Raw genomic sequence first — 14,164 nt, 5'->3', positions numbered from 1 at the left:
GCCGCACCCCCGCGGGGTGGGCGATGACGCCCGCCTCGGACCCCCTTCGGGCCGCCGGACGCCGATCCGACCGATCGTGTCCCCGACGGTCCCCCCGTGAACGTCGGCCGCCACCGCGTGGCCCCCGCCGTCACCGCACGGCACCGCCGTCCCGTCACGGCAGCGCGCCGCCACCGCACGGCACCCGCCGCGTCCGCGCGGCACCTCCGCCGCGACCGCGGCGTCCGCATGCTGGAACGGTGTTTCCGGTTCCCGAGAACCGCTCCATCATGTAACCTGCACGAAATTTTGATCTCATCGCAGATCTCACGCAGAGGGCCAACGTCGTCCCTCGGCACCTGCCACATGCCACATGACGACGACGGGAGAGCCGATGCGTACGCCGCGCCAGCCGTCCCAGCATTCCGCGAATGGCCAGAACTGGTCGTTCATGGATGCTCGCCCTGCTGCGCAGGGTATGTACGACCCCCGCAACGAACACGACGCGTGCGGCGTCGGTTTCGTCGCCACCCTCACCGGCGAGGCGTCCCACACCCTGGTCGAGCAGGCCCTCACCGTCCTGCGCAACCTGGAGCACCGTGGTGCCACCGGCTCCGAGCCCGACTCCGGCGACGGCGCGGGCATCCTCTCGCAGGTGCCGGACGCCTTCCTCCGTGAAGTGGCCGGTTTCGACCTTCCCGCGGCCGGCTCCTATGCCGTAGGCATCGCCTTCCTCCCGGAGGACGGGACCGACGACGCCGTCTCACACATCGAGACGATCGCCGCCGACGAGGGGCTCACCGTCCTCGGCTGGCGCGAGGTTCCGGTCGCCCCCGAGCTGCTGGGCGCCACCGCCCGCTCCACCATGCCGGTGTTCCGGCAGATGTTCGTGACCGACGGCGCCGACGAGGGCATCGCGCTGGACCGCAAGGCGTTCGTGCTGCGCAAGCGCGCCGAGCGCGAGGCCGGGGTCTACTTCCCGTCCCTGTCCGCCCGGACGATCGTCTACAAGGGCATGCTGACCACCGGCCAGCTGGAGCCCTTCTTCCCGGACCTGTCCGACCGCCGCTTCGCCTCCGCGATCGCGCTCGTGCACTCCCGGTTCTCCACGAACACCTTCCCGTCGTGGCCGCTCGCGCACCCGTACCGCTTCGTCGCGCACAACGGTGAGATCAACACCGTCAAGGGCAACCGCAACTGGATGCGCGCCCGCGAGTCCCAGCTCGTCTCCGACCTGTTCGGTTCCGACGGGAAGAACATCGAGCGGATCTTCCCGGTCTGTACCCCGGACGCCTCCGACTCCGCCTCCTTCGACGAGGTCCTGGAGCTGCTGCACCTGGGCGGCCGCTCGCTGCCGCACTCCGTGCTGATGATGATCCCGGAGGCGTGGGAGAACCACGACTCCATGGACCCGGCCCGGCGCGCCTTCTACCAGTTCCACTCCACGATGATGGAGCCCTGGGACGGCCCCGCCTGCGTCACCTTCACCGACGGCACCCAGGTCGGCGCCGTGCTCGACCGCAACGGCCTGCGCCCCGGCCGCTACTGGGTCACCGACGACGGCCTCGTCGTCCTCGGCTCCGAGGTCGGCGTCCTCGACATCGACCCGGCCAAGGTCGTCCGCAAGGGCCGCCTCCAGCCCGGCAAGATGTTCCTCGTCGACACCGCCGAGCACCGCATCATCGAGGACGACGAGATCAAGGCGTCCCTCGCCGCGGAGAAGCCGTACGCCGAGTGGCTGGAGGCCGGCGAGATCGAGCTGGGCGACCTGCCCGAGCGCGAGCACATCGTCCACACCCACGCCTCGGTCACCCGCCGCCAGCAGACCTTCGGCTACACCGAGGAGGAGCTGCGCGTCATCCTCGCCCCGATGGCCCGCACCGGCGCCGAGCCGATCGGCTCCATGGGCACGGACTCGCCGATCGCGGCCCTGTCCGAGCGCCCGCGGCTGCTCTTCGACTACTTCACCCAGCTGTTCGCGCAGGTCACCAACCCGCCGCTGGACGCGATCCGCGAGGAGCTGGTCACCTCCCTGCGCTCGTCGCTGGGCCCGCAGGGCAACCTGCTGGAGCCGACCGCCGCCTCCTGCCGGTCCGTCGTGCTGCCCTTCCCGGTCATCGACAACGACGAGCTGGCCAAGCTCATCCACATCAACGCCGACGGCGACATGCCGGGCTTCAAGGCCGCCACGCTGTCCGGTCTGTACCGGGTCTCCGGCGGCGGTGAGGCCCTCGCCGCCCGCATCGAGGAGATCTGCGCCGAGGCCGACGCGGCGATCGAGAACGGCGCCCGCCTGATCGTCCTGTCCGACCGGCACTCCGACGCCGAGCACGCGCCGATCCCGTCGCTGCTGCTCACCGCGGCCGTCCACCACCACCTCATCCGCACCAAGCAGCGCACCCAGGTGGGCCTGCTGGTCGAGGCCGGCGACGTCCGCGAGGTCCACCACGTCGCCCTGCTCATCGGCTACGGCGCCGCCGCCGTCAACCCGTACCTGGCGATGGAGTCGGTGGAGGACCTGCTGCGCGCGGGCACCTTCATCAACGGCATCGAGCCCGAGCAGGCCATCAAGAACCTGATCTACGCCCTCGGCAAGGGCGTCCTGAAGGTCATGTCCAAGATGGGCATCTCCACCGTCGCCTCCTACCGCGGCGCCCAGGTCTTCGAGGCCGTCGGCCTGGACGAGACCTTCGTGGAGAAGTACTTCAACGGCACCGCCACCAAGATCGGCGGTGTCGGCATCGACGTCATCGCCCAGGAGGTCGCCGCCCGCCACGCCAAGGCCTACCCGGCCTCCGGTATCGCCCCGGCGCACCGCGCGCTGGAGATCGGCGGCGAGTACCAGTGGCGCCGCGAGGGCGAGCCGCACCTGTTCGACCCGGAGACGGTCTTCCGCCTCCAGCACTCCACGCGCACCGGCCGGTACGACATCTTCAAGAAGTACACCGGGCGGGTGAACGAGCAGTCCGAGCGTCTGATGACGCTGCGCGGCCTGTTCGGCTTCAAGTCCGACCGGCAGCCGATCCCCCTCGACGAGGTCGAGCCGGCGAGCGAGATCGTCAAGCGGTTCTCCACCGGCGCGATGTCGTACGGCTCCATCTCCAAGGAGGCGCACGAGACCCTCGCCATCGCCATGAACCAGCTGGGCGGCAAGTCCAACACCGGTGAGGGCGGCGAGGACCCGGAGCGCCTGTACGACCCGGCGCGCCGCTCGGCGATCAAGCAGGTCGCCTCCGGCCGCTTCGGCGTGACCTCCGAGTACCTGGTCAACGCGGACGACATCCAGATCAAGATGGCCCAGGGCGCCAAGCCCGGCGAGGGCGGCCAGCTGCCCGGCCACAAGGTGTACCCATGGGTCGCCAAGACCCGGCACTCGACGCCGGGCGTCGGCCTGATCTCCCCGCCGCCGCACCACGACATCTACTCCATCGAGGACCTGGCCCAGCTGATCCACGACCTGAAGAACGCGAACCCGCAGGCGCGGATCCACGTGAAGCTGGTCTCGGAGGTCGGTGTCGGCACCGTCGCGGCCGGTGTGTCCAAGGCGCACGCGGACGTCGTGCTCATCTCCGGTCACGACGGCGGCACGGGTGCCTCCCCGCTGACGTCGCTGAAGCACGCGGGCGGCCCCTGGGAGCTCGGCCTCGCCGAGACCCAGCAGACCCTGCTGCTCAACGGCCTGCGCGACCGCATCGTCGTCCAGACCGACGGCCAGCTCAAGACCGGCCGTGACGTGGTCGTCGCCGCGCTGCTCGGCGCCGAGGAGTTCGGTTTCGCGACCGCCCCGCTCGTCGTCTCCGGCTGCGTGATGATGCGCGTCTGCCACCTGGACACCTGCCCGGTCGGCATCGCCACCCAGAACCCGGCCCTGCGCGACCGCTTCGCCGGCAAGGCCGAGCACGTGGTGAACTTCTTCCGGTTCATCGCCGAGGAGGTCCGCGAGCTCCTCGCCGAGCTGGGCTTCCGCTCCATCGAGGAGGCCGTCGGCCACGCCGAGGTGCTGGACGTCGAGCGCGCGGTCGACCACTGGAAGGCGCAGGGCCTGGACCTGGAGCCGCTGTTCCACGTCCCGGACCTGCCCGAGGGCGCGGTCCGCCACCAGCTGGTCACCCAGGACCACGGCCTGGAGAAGGCCCTGGACAACGAGCTGATCAAGCTCGCCGCCGACGCGCTGGGCGCTTCGGACGCCACCGAGGCCCAGCCGGTGCGCGCCCAGGTCGCCATCCGCAACATCAACCGCACGGTCGGCACCATGCTCGGCCACGAGGTGACGAAGAAGTTCGGTGGGGCGGGCCTGCCCGACGACACCATCGACATCACCTTCACCGGCTCGGCCGGCCAGTCCTTCGGCGCCTTCCTGCCGCGCGGTGTCACGCTCCGCCTGGAGGGCGACGCCAACGACTACGTCGGCAAGGGCCTCTCCGGCGGCCGGATCGTCGTCCGCCCGGACCGGGCCGCCGACCACCTCGCCGAGTACTCGACCATCGCGGGCAACACCATCGCCTACGGTGCCACCGGCGGCGAGCTGTTCCTGCGCGGCCGTACCGGTGAGCGGTTCTGCGTCCGCAACTCCGGCGCGCTGGTCGTCTCCGAGGGCGTGGGCGACCACGGCTGCGAGTACATGACCGGCGGTCACGCGGTCGTCCTCGGCCCGACCGGCCGCAACTTCGCGGCGGGCATGTCCGGCGGTATCGCCTACGTCATCGACCTCGACCGCGACAACGTCAACGCCGGCAACGCCGGCTCCGTCGAGGCGCTGGACGCGGCGGACAAGCAGTGGCTGCACGACGTGGTGCGCCGCCACGCCGAGGAGACCGGCTCGACGGTCGCCGAGAAGCTGCTCGCCGACTGGGACACGGCCGTGGAGCGGTTCAGCAAGATCATCCCCAGCACGTACAAGGCAGTGCTCGCCGCCAAGGACGCCGCCGAGCGAGCCGGTCTCACCGAGACCGAGATCACCGAGAAGATGATGGAGGCGGCGACCAATGGCTGACCCCAAGGGCTTCCTGAACCACGGCCGTGAGGTCGCCAAGACCCGCCCCGTCGACGAGCGGGTCAAGGACTGGAACGAGGTCTACGTCCCCGGCTCCCTGCTGCCGATCATCAGCAAGCAGGCCAGCCGCTGCATGGACTGCGGCATCCCGTTCTGTCACAACGGCTGTCCGCTGGGGAACCTGATCCCCGAGTGGAACGACTACGCCTACCGCGAGGACTGGGCGGCCGCCCAGGAGCGCCTGCACGCGACCAACAACTTCCCGGAGTTCACCGGTCGCCTCTGCCCGGCCCCCTGCGAGTCGGCGTGCGTGCTGGGCATCAACCAGCCGCCGGTCACCATCAAGAACGTCGAGGTCTCGATCATCGACAAGGCGTGGGAGACCGGGGACGTCGCCCCGCAGATCCCCGAGCGCCTGTCCGGCAAGACGGTCGCGGTCGTCGGCTCCGGCCCGGCGGGCCTCGCCGCCGCCCAGCAGCTGACCCGGGCCGGCCACACGGTCGCCGTCTACGAGCGCGCGGACCGCGTCGGAGGTCTCCTCCGGTACGGCATCCCCGAGTTCAAGATGGAGAAGCGGCACATCAACCGCCGTATCGAGCAGATGCGCGCGGAGGGCACCCGCTTCCGCACCGGCATCGAGATCGGCCGCGACCTCAAGGCCACCGACCTGAAGAAGCGGTACGACGCGGTCGTCCTGGCCGTCGGTGCCACGACCGCCCGTGACCTGCCGGTGCCCGGCCGCGAGCTCAAGGGCGTCTACCAGGCCATGGAGTACCTGCCGCTGGCCAACAAGGTCCAGGAGGGCGACTACGTCACCGCGCCGATCTCGGCCGAGGGCAAGCACGTCGTCGTCATCGGCGGCGGTGACACCGGCGCGGACTGCGTGGGCACCGCCCACCGGCAGGGCGCGGCCTCCGTCACCCAGCTGGAGATCATGCCCCGCCCGAACGACGACCGGCACCCGGTGAACCAGCCCTGGCCGACCTTCCCGATGCTCTACAAGGTCACCAGCGCGCACGAGGAGGGCGGCGAGCGGGTCTACTCCGTCTCCACCACCCACTTCGAGGGCGACGAGGACGGCAACGTCCAGTGGCTGCACCTGACCGAGGTGGAGTTCATCGACGGCAGGCTCACCCCCAAGCCGGGCACCGAGCGCAAGATCCCCGCTCAGCTGGTCACCCTCGCCATGGGCTTCACCGGCACCGACCGGGAGAACGGCCTGGTCGAGCAGTTCGGCCTGGAGCTGGACGAACGCGGTAACATCGCCCGCGACGCCGACTTCCAGACCAACGTGCCGGGTGTGTTCGTCGCCGGTGACGCCGGCCGCGGCCAGTCCCTCATCGTGTGGGCGATCGCGGAGGGCCGCTCGGCCGCCCGCGGAGTCGACCGCTTCCTGACCGGAGCCAGCGACCTGCCGGCCCCGATCCGCCCGACGGACCGCGCCCTGGCGGTCTGACGCGCGCACAACGGACCCCAGGTCCCGCACAGACGTCCCGTACAAAGGCGTACGGAACATGAACGGCGCCTGCCCGCCTGTCCCCGACCGGACGACTGGGCAGGCGTCGTCGCATGTGTGCCGTACGGGTACGCTCGGGCGCCGGAACAGCCGAGGGGGGATCATGGCCGCGATCGGTCTGCGCAAGGTGGAGGAGACCGCGCCCGCACTGGTCGGCGCCTACCGGTCGGCGGGGGTGTCCCTGCGCAAGCACGGCCTGGACGGGCTGCGGGCCGCCGTCTACCTCGTGGTCGACTACTCGGGCTCCATGCGGCCGTACTACCAGGACGGCAGTGTGCAGGCGCTCGCCGACCGGGTGCTGGGCCTGTCCGCGCACCTGGACGACGACGGCCGGGTGCCCGTCGTGTTCTTCTCCACGGACGTCGACGCGGTCACCGACATCGCCCTCGCCGGGCACCAGGGCCGCGTCGAGCGGATCGTGTCCGGGCTCGGCCACATGGGCAGGACCAGCTACCACCTGGCGATGGACGCCGTCATCGACCACTACCTGGACAGCGGCGCCACCGCCCCCGCCCTCGTCGTCTTCCAAACCGACGGCGGACCGATCAGCAAGCTCGCCGCCGAACGCCATCTGTGCAAGGCCGCGCGGCTCCCGCTGTTCTGGCAGTTCGTCGGCTTCGGCGACCCGGACAGCCGGCAGTTCGAGTTCCTGCGCAAGCTGGACGAACTGGCGGTCCCCGGCAAGCGGATCGTGGACAACGCCGGCTTCTTCCACGCCGGCCAGGACCCGCGCCGGGTCTCCGACGCCGAGCTGTACGACCGTCTCGTCGGCGAGTTCCCGAGGTGGCTCGCGGCCGCACGCGCGGCGGGCGTCCTGCGGCCGGACTGACGAAACGCCCCCGCGCCGGTCCGCCACCACCTCCTGGCGCCCGCCCGCGAGCACCGGGTCCCGGCACTCCTCCGGCGTCCCCCACGCCGAGCGCGGCGCCCGGGCCACTGTCAGCCGCAGGGACGCCGGCCCGGGTGCGCTGCTTCACATTCGTCGACGGTCCGGGACTCGGCAGCCGCCCCGCGCGGCTCATGAGCTGAGCCGCGCGGCCGCCTCCCGTTGCCGTTCCGCCATCACCGTCAGGAAGCGCACCACCGTCTGCAGTTCCTCCGTGCTGAACTCCTCGCACGCCGCCACGATGTCGCGCGCCCAGTCCTCGAAGAAGACGGTGAGTTCGCCGATCTTCTCCTGGTTCAGTTCGACCAGCACCCGGCGCTTGTCCGTCGGGTGGGCGACCCGCCGGGCGAAGCCCTTGGTCTCCAGGCGGTCGACGAGGCCGGTGACGGAGGCCGGGGCCAGACCGGTCAGCCGGGCCAGGTCCTTCGCGGTGAGCGGGCCGTGCCGCTCCAGCAGGTCGAGGGTCTTCTCCTCCGTGGCGTTCAGTCCCTGCTTGGCGGCGACCGCCGAATGAAACATCACGGTGACGCCGCTGTGGACACGGCCCACCTCCATCAGGCGCCGGAGCGTCTCGTCCCGCTTCTCGTCTCCCTCGGTCATGGACCCAGGCTAGCAAGTAGTTCGTTCGGTCGAACTAAGCACTTGCGGGAGCGGGCACGTCGTGCAACTCTTTCGTTCGGTCGAACGAAATAATCCGAGCGAGGGGGGACATCCATGTCCACGACCGTCACCGCAGACCCGCCGACCACGGCGGTACCCCATCCGCGCCGCTGGGCCGCCGCCGCCGTGATGATGATCGCGGCCCTGATGGACCTGCTCGACGGAACGATCGTCAACGTGGCGGTCCCGTCCATCAGCCGGGACCTGCACGCCTCCGCCAGCGACCTGCAATGGGTCGTCTCCGCCTACCTGCTGGGCTTCGCGGCCGCCCTGATCGTCTCCGGCCACCTCGGCGACCGTGTCGGCCGCCGGCCCCTCTTCCTCGCCGGTACGGCGGGTTTCGGGCTGGCGAGCCTGGCGTGCGGCATCGCCCGGTCACCGGCGCAGCTGATCGCGGCCCGGGCGGTCCAGGGCGTCCTGGCGGCCGTGCTCGTGCCGCAGGTGATCGGCTCGTTCCGCACCCTGTTCCACGGCAAGGAGCGCGGGGCCGCCTTCGGGATGTACGGCGCGGTCGCCGGCTTCGCCTCGGCGGTCGGGCTCCTGCTCGGCGGGGTGCTCACCGACGCCGATCTGTTCGGCTGGGGCTGGCGCTCGGTGTTCCTGGTCAACGTGCCGGTCGCGGTGGCGACGTTCGTGGGCGGGCTGGGCCTGGTGCCCACCACACGGGAACGGTCGGCGGGGCGGCCGGACCCCCTCGGCAGCCTGGTACTGGCCGGAGGACTGGTCGCGATCGTGCTGCCGCTGGTACAGGGCCGGGAGAACGGCTGGCCGCTGTGGGGCTGGATCTGCCTCGCGGCGGGCGCGGCGACCGTGGCCGGGCTCGGCGTGTACGAGGCCCGGCGGCACCGGCCGGGTACGGTGCCGTTGCTGCCCGCGCGCGCGTTCGCGCTCCCCGCGTTCTCGGTGGGCGTGCTCGTCCAGCTGCTCTTCTCCCTCGGCATGCAGGGCTTCTTCCTGGTCTTCGCGGTCTGGCTCCAGGGCGGCGAGGGGTACACCCCGCTCCAGGCCGGGGTGGTCACCGTCGCGTTCTCGGCCGGCGGATTCCTGACCGCGCCCGTCGCGGACGGGCTCGCCGTGAAGTACGGACGGCTGGTGCTCGGTGCGGGGGCGCTGCTGATGGCCGGCGGGTTCGGCTGGGTGTGGGCCGCCATCGACGACGCCCCGGCGGTGCACGCGGGCGCCTGGCCGCTGGTCCCCGGACTGGTGCTCGCCGGGGCCGGGCTCGGGTTCCTGGTCGTGCCGTTGGTGAACGTGGTGCTGTCGGCGGTGCCGGGCGAACTGGCCGGGGGAGCGTCCGGGATCTTCTCCACGGCTCAGCAGTTCGGCGGCGCGCTGGGGGCGGCGGTGATCGGTACGGTGTTCTTCGGGGCCGTGACGCAGGGGCCCGGCGAGGCGCTCGCCGGGGCGATGCCGTGGGTCGTGGGGGCGTTCGTGGTGTGCGGGGTGCTGTGCGCGGCGCTTCCGCGGCGGGCGGTGCCGGAACACGCGGGCTGACACGGCGGTCCATGGGACAGCCGATGCGGCGGTGAAGCCCGCCGGAGCTACGTGTCGCACTCCAGCACCGTCCGGCACAACCCGCAGCGCGCCCGTACCCGCCCCCGCACCGGCACCCTGATCCGCTGGTGGCAGGTCGGGCACGGGAAGGTCACCCCGAGGTGGCCGCCGCTGTCGGGGGCGAAGGCGTACGGGGCGCTCGGCGGGGCGCCGGAGGCGTGCCGGCGGTCGTGGGCGTAGCGGCGGCGGCCCGCCCAGCCCGCCGCCGTCAGCGGCGGCTGCTGCTCGTCCTGGCGGGCCCGGGCCATCCCCTTGACGTAGGCGGTGTAGGCCTGCGGGCTGGTGAACCACACCGAGGGGTCCTCCTGGAAGAGCAGGGCCCGCTTGGCCAGGACGTAACCGAACTCCTCCGGGGTGAGGTACCCGAGTTTCTGTGACGACACCCCGTCCTCCCGGTAGGCGTCCAGCAGCAGCCAGCCCGCGCCCAGATAGGTCGTCGCCGTGTCCGTGAGGATCTCGTTCTCCGCCGTGGTGGGGAAGGCGAGGTCCAGTCGGTGCAGGTAGACGTGCGCCACCTCGTGGGCGAGCGCGGCGCCGATGTCCCTGCGGTGGGTACGGAACCGGTCGTTCAGCTCGACGAAGTACTCGGGGCCCGCCGCGAGTTCGACGTTCGCCGCGTGGGTCATCTCCCGGAAGCCGACGATCAGCCGCGCGTCCGGCAGCCGGAAGTGCCGCACGATCTCCCGGGCCACGCGTTGCGCGCCCAGATGCAGGTCGTCGGTGTCGCAGAAGGCCACGTCGGCCGGGGCCACGCTGGCCGAGAACGTCTCGATGGTGTCGCGGGACAGGCGCCGGTACAGCGCGGTGATGGCCGCCCGCACCGTCTCCAGGTGCGGGTAGCCGTGCTGGACCGGTCCGCCGTTCGCCACGTCGGCACCCCCTGAAGCCACCGGAACTCCCTACCACTGTAGGCGGGACGGCAGCGCGGGAAGGGCCCCGCCGGGCGGCCCCCACCCCGGCAGTGGTCGGGAGGGGTCCCGGTGTGTCCTGGTGTGTCCCGGTGGGCACTCGGCCTCGGGCCGGCACCCGGTCCCCGTCGGCCACCACGTCCCCGCCCCCCGCGATTCCGCCGGTGATCCACTCCCCGGACACCCGTAGGGCCCGGCCCGTGAAACGCATAGGGTGAGCCCCCATGACCACCAGCAACACCGGCACCGGTGCCGACGACCCCCAGGTCCGCCAGGAACTGGAGCGGCTGCGCGACAGCATCGACAACATCGACGCGGCCGTCGTCCACATGCTCGCCGAACGCTTCAAGTGCACCCAGCAGGTCGGCCGGCTCAAGGCGCTGCACCAGCTGCCGCCCGCCGACCCGGCCCGCGAGGCCCGGCAGATCGAACGGCTGCGCCGCCTCGCCGAGAACGCCAAGCTCGACCCGGCGTTCGCCGAGAAGTTCCTGAACTTCATCATCGCCGAGGTGATCCGGCACCACGAACGCATCGCCGAGGACACCCACAACGGACAGCCGGCGCACGAGGACCGGGCACGCCCCTGACCGGGGCCCGGACGAGCCCGGCCCGGCGATGGGCAAGGGGGCGCGCAGGGGACAAAAGCCGTGTACCGGTCCGCCCCTGTGCGCTGTCGGCCCCATCAGGCAGCATGGCCTGCATGTCCGTACTCACGCGCGACGAAGCGCAGCTCCGAGCACAGTTCCTCGACGTCCACCGGTACACGATCGAACTGGACCTCACGACCGGTGACGAGACCTTCGACTCCCGCACCGCGATCCGGTTCACGGCGCGGTCCGACGGGGACACGTTCGTCGAGCTGAAGCCCGCCGAGCTGCGCGGCGCCACGCTCGACGGACAGCCGCTCGACCCGGAGTCCCTGTGCGAGGACCGGCTGCCACTGAAGAACCTCACCGCCGGCGAGCACGAACTGCGCGTCGACGCGGTCATGCGCTACTCCCGCACCGGCGAGGGCATGCACCGCTTCACCGACCCCAGCGACGGCGAGACGTACGTCTACACCCAGATGTTCCTGGACGACGTCCAGCGCATCTTCGCCGCCTTCGACCAGCCCGACCTGAAGGCCGTCTTCGAGGTCTCCGTCAAGGCGCCCGAGGGCTGGAGCGTCCTCGCCAACGGCGTCACCGAGCACCGCGGCGACGGCCTCTGGCAGGCCGCGCCCACGCCGCCGATCTCCACCTACCTGGTCGCCGTCGCCGCCGGCCCCTGGCACTCCGTGCGCACCGAGCACCGCGGACTGCCCTTCGGCATCCACTGCCGCCGCTCCCTCGCCCCCCACCTCGACACCGACGCCGACGAGATCCTCGACATCACCCGCGCGTGCTTCGACCGCTACCACGAGAAGTTCGAGGAGCCCTACCCCTTCGACTCCTACGACCAGGCGTTCGTCCCCGAGTTCAACGCGGGCGCCATGGAGAACCCGGGCCTGGTCACCTTCCGCGACGAATTCGTCTACCGCTCCGCCGTCACCGACACCGAGCGGCAGACCCGCGCCATGGTCATCGCCCACGAGATGGCCCACATGTGGTTCGGCGACCTCGTCACCCTCAAGTGGTGGGACGACATCTGGCTCAACGAGTCCTTCGCCGAGTACATGGGCTACCAGACCACAGCCGAGGCCACCCGCTTCACCGACCCCTGGACCGAGTTCGGCGTCACCCGCAAGTCCTGGGGCTACGACGCCGACCAGCGGCCCACCACCCACCCGGTCGCCCCCGAGAACGTCGACGACACGGCCTCCGCCCTGCTCAACTTCGACGGCATCTCCTACGCCAAGGGCGCCTCCGCACTGCGCCAGCTGGCCGCCTGGCTCGGCGAGAAGGACTTCCTCGCCGGCATCAACACCCACTTCACGCGGCACAAGTTCGGCAACGCCACCCTCGCCGACTTCATCGACTCCCTCGCCTCCGCCACCGACCGCGACGTGCACGCCTGGGCCGACAGCTGGCTGCGCACCACCGGCGTCGACAAGCTCACCCCGGAGATCGCCCCCACCGGCGGCACCTGCGCGCTGACCGCCGACCGCTCGGGCAGCCGCCCGCACCGCCTCAGCGCCGGCCTGTACGACCACGACGTCGCCGAGGAGGGCAGGCTGCTGCTGCGCGAGCGCATCGACCTCGACGTCCCGCAGACCGCGCCGCAGCCCATCGGCAAGCGCCCCGCACTCGTCCTCCTCAACGACGGCGACCTCACCTACGCCAAGATCCGCTTCGACGCCGCCTCCTTCGACACGCTCCGCACCAGCCTGTCCGGCCTGCCCGACCCGCTCACCCGCGCGGTCGTCTGGAACGCCCTCAGGGACGCCGTCCGCGACGGCGAACTCGCGCCCGCCGCCTACCTGGAGACGGCCCGCGCCCACCTGCCGCGCGAGACCGACCTGGCCGTCACCCAGGGCGTCCTCGCCTTCGCCGCCGGCCAGCTCGCCGACCAGTACCTGACACCGCAGGACCGCCCGGCCGCCCTGGCCACCCTCACCTCGCTCTGCCGCGACCTCCTGCGACGCACCGAGGACGGCGACCACCCCGGCCTGCGGCTGATCGCCGTACGGCACCTGATCGACGTCGCCGCCCACCCGGAGACCATCGCCGCCTGGCTCGCCGACGGCACGGTACCCGGCGGACCGGAACTCGACCCCGAACTGCGCTGGCGCATCCTCGCCCGGCTCGCCGTGCTCGGCGCCACCGACGAGGACGCCATCGCCGCCGAACTGGCGCGCGACCCGAGCGCCACCGGCCAGGAGGGCGCCGCCCGCTGCCGTGCCGCCCTGCCCGACCCGGAGGCCAAGCGCACCGCCTGGGACGCGATGTTCGCCGGCGACGACCTGTCCAACTACCTCTTCACGGCCACCGCCCGGGGCTTCTGGCAGCCCGAACAGGCCGACCTGGTACGGGAGTACGTGCCGCGCTTCTACACGGACGCGGTCGCCGTCGCCGCCCGCCGCGGCCCCGCCATCGCCGTCGCCGCCGGCCGTTGGTGCTTCCCGGCCCACGCCGTCGACGCCGAGAACCTCCGCCTCGGCGAGGCCTGCCTGCGCGACGCCGATCTCATCCCGGCCCTGCGCCGCACCCTCGCCGACCGCCTGGACGACCTGTCCCGCGCCCTGAAGGTGCGCGGCGAGGAGCACGCGGAGTAGGAGCGGTCCGGCGCGGCGCAGGGCGAGACGGACGGGCACCGCCTCTTCGGCGCCACGCCCACCGGCACACGTCCGACGACGCGGCACGGGCTCCGGCGCTGGGCCGGCACCGGAGGTGCTCCCCCGCCGTGCGTCACCGGCCCGCGCCGGCGCATGGCCGGGCCCCGGGGCCGCCCGGCCCGGGCGGCCCCGGGCCTGCCGGGCAGTGGCGCCGATCACGCTGTGCAGCGCCGGCGGCCGGCCCCCGCCGACGACGCGGCGGACCGGCCGCCGCCCCTCCGGGGCTCGGACGGCCGGAACGACGAAGCCCACGCAGGCGGCACCGAGATCGCGGTGACCGGCGCGACCGGCAACACCGGCCGCGCCCCCGTGCACCGCCACCCCGCCGCGGCCGAGACCGTCAGGGCGCCCACCCAGGCGGTCACCCGCGCGTACGGGAACGGCTTCGCCGCCCCGGCCGACGTCCGTGGAGACC

Annotated in this window: 8 protein-coding genes; 6 read left to right on the top strand and 2 right to left on the bottom strand. The window is 72.1% G+C overall.

Translation table 11 applies throughout. From position 1 onward, the window contains the following. Positions 1 to 373: 373 nt before the first annotated feature. The 3 genes from gltB (at position 374) to C3492_RS27695 (ending at position 7,317) form a co-directional block, all read left to right on the top strand. On the top strand, positions 374 to 4,972 hold the full coding sequence (gene gltB, locus C3492_RS27705) for a glutamate synthase large subunit (protein ID WP_181140582.1): 4,599 nt from the start codon (positions 374 to 376) through the stop codon (positions 4,970 to 4,972). Beyond that, positions 4,965 to 6,428 carry a glutamate synthase subunit beta gene (locus tag C3492_RS27700; RefSeq protein ID WP_103815138.1) on the top strand — a complete coding sequence of 488 codons (1,464 nt, stop codon included), beginning with the start codon at positions 4,965 to 4,967 and terminating at the stop codon, positions 6,426 to 6,428. The genes gltB and C3492_RS27700 overlap by 8 nt, the downstream gene beginning before the upstream one ends. A gap of 163 nt (positions 6,429 to 6,591) precedes the next feature. After that, positions 6,592 to 7,317: a VWA domain-containing protein gene (locus tag C3492_RS27695; RefSeq protein WP_103815135.1), complete on the top strand. Its 726-nt coding sequence runs from the start codon at positions 6,592 to 6,594 to the stop codon at positions 7,315 to 7,317. A gap of 189 nt (positions 7,318 to 7,506) precedes the next feature. Here the strand turns inward: C3492_RS27695 and C3492_RS27690 are convergent, their stop codons facing one another. Then, complete coding sequence (locus C3492_RS27690) at positions 7,507 to 7,974, bottom strand: MarR family winged helix-turn-helix transcriptional regulator (RefSeq protein WP_103815134.1); 468 nt, start codon at positions 7,972 to 7,974, stop codon at positions 7,507 to 7,509. A 114-nt stretch (positions 7,975 to 8,088) separates the two neighbouring features. Here C3492_RS27690 and C3492_RS27685 point away from each other — a divergent pair, with 114 nt between their 5' ends. Further along, the gene (locus C3492_RS27685; RefSeq protein WP_103815132.1) at positions 8,089 to 9,528 is read left to right on the top strand and encodes an MFS transporter; all 1,440 of its coding nucleotides are present in this window, start codon (positions 8,089 to 8,091) and stop codon (positions 9,526 to 9,528) included. Between the two features lie 47 nt (positions 9,529 to 9,575). Here C3492_RS27685 and C3492_RS27680 read toward each other — a convergent pair whose 3' ends face one another. Next, entirely contained in the window at positions 9,576 to 10,457 is an 882-nt protein-coding gene (locus C3492_RS27680; RefSeq protein WP_103815130.1) for a hypothetical protein, read from the bottom strand. A 263-nt stretch (positions 10,458 to 10,720) separates the two neighbouring features. Between C3492_RS27680 and C3492_RS27675 the strand changes: the two genes are divergently transcribed. Together C3492_RS27675 and pepN are read left to right on the top strand one after the other, a co-directional pair. After that, a complete protein-coding gene (locus C3492_RS27675; protein WP_103815129.1) occupies positions 10,721 to 11,083 on the top strand; it encodes a chorismate mutase in 363 nt (120 codons plus the stop codon). Positions 11,084 to 11,196: 113 nt separating this feature from the next. Next, entirely contained in the window at positions 11,197 to 13,689 is a 2,493-nt protein-coding gene (pepN, locus tag C3492_RS27670; protein ID WP_181140581.1) for an aminopeptidase N, read from the top strand. The last annotated feature ends 475 nt before the right edge of the window (positions 13,690 to 14,164 follow it).

Origin of the sequence: Streptomyces sp. Ru62 (assembly GCF_002920615.1) — a bacterium.
Lineage (GTDB): Bacteria > Actinomycetota > Actinomycetes > Streptomycetales > Streptomycetaceae > Streptomyces.
This window is presented reverse-complemented; position numbering and strand designations above follow the sequence as displayed.

Coding starts and splice junctions, on each gene's coding strand:
- gltB (WP_181140582.1), top strand. CDS start 374: ATGCGTACGCCGCGCCAGCCGTCCCAGCATTCCGCGAATGGCCAGAAC.
- C3492_RS27700 (WP_103815138.1), top strand. CDS start 4,965: ATGGCTGACCCCAAGGGCTTCCTGAACCACGGCCGTGAGGTCGCCAAG.
- C3492_RS27695 (WP_103815135.1), top strand. CDS start 6,592: ATGGCCGCGATCGGTCTGCGCAAGGTGGAGGAGACCGCGCCCGCACTG.
- C3492_RS27690 (WP_103815134.1), bottom strand. CDS start 7,974: ATGACCGAGGGAGACGAGAAGCGGGACGAGACGCTCCGGCGCCTGATG.
- C3492_RS27685 (WP_103815132.1), top strand. CDS start 8,089: ATGTCCACGACCGTCACCGCAGACCCGCCGACCACGGCGGTACCCCAT.
- C3492_RS27675 (WP_103815129.1), top strand. CDS start 10,721: ATGACCACCAGCAACACCGGCACCGGTGCCGACGACCCCCAGGTCCGC.
- pepN (WP_181140581.1), top strand. CDS start 11,197: ATGTCCGTACTCACGCGCGACGAAGCGCAGCTCCGAGCACAGTTCCTC.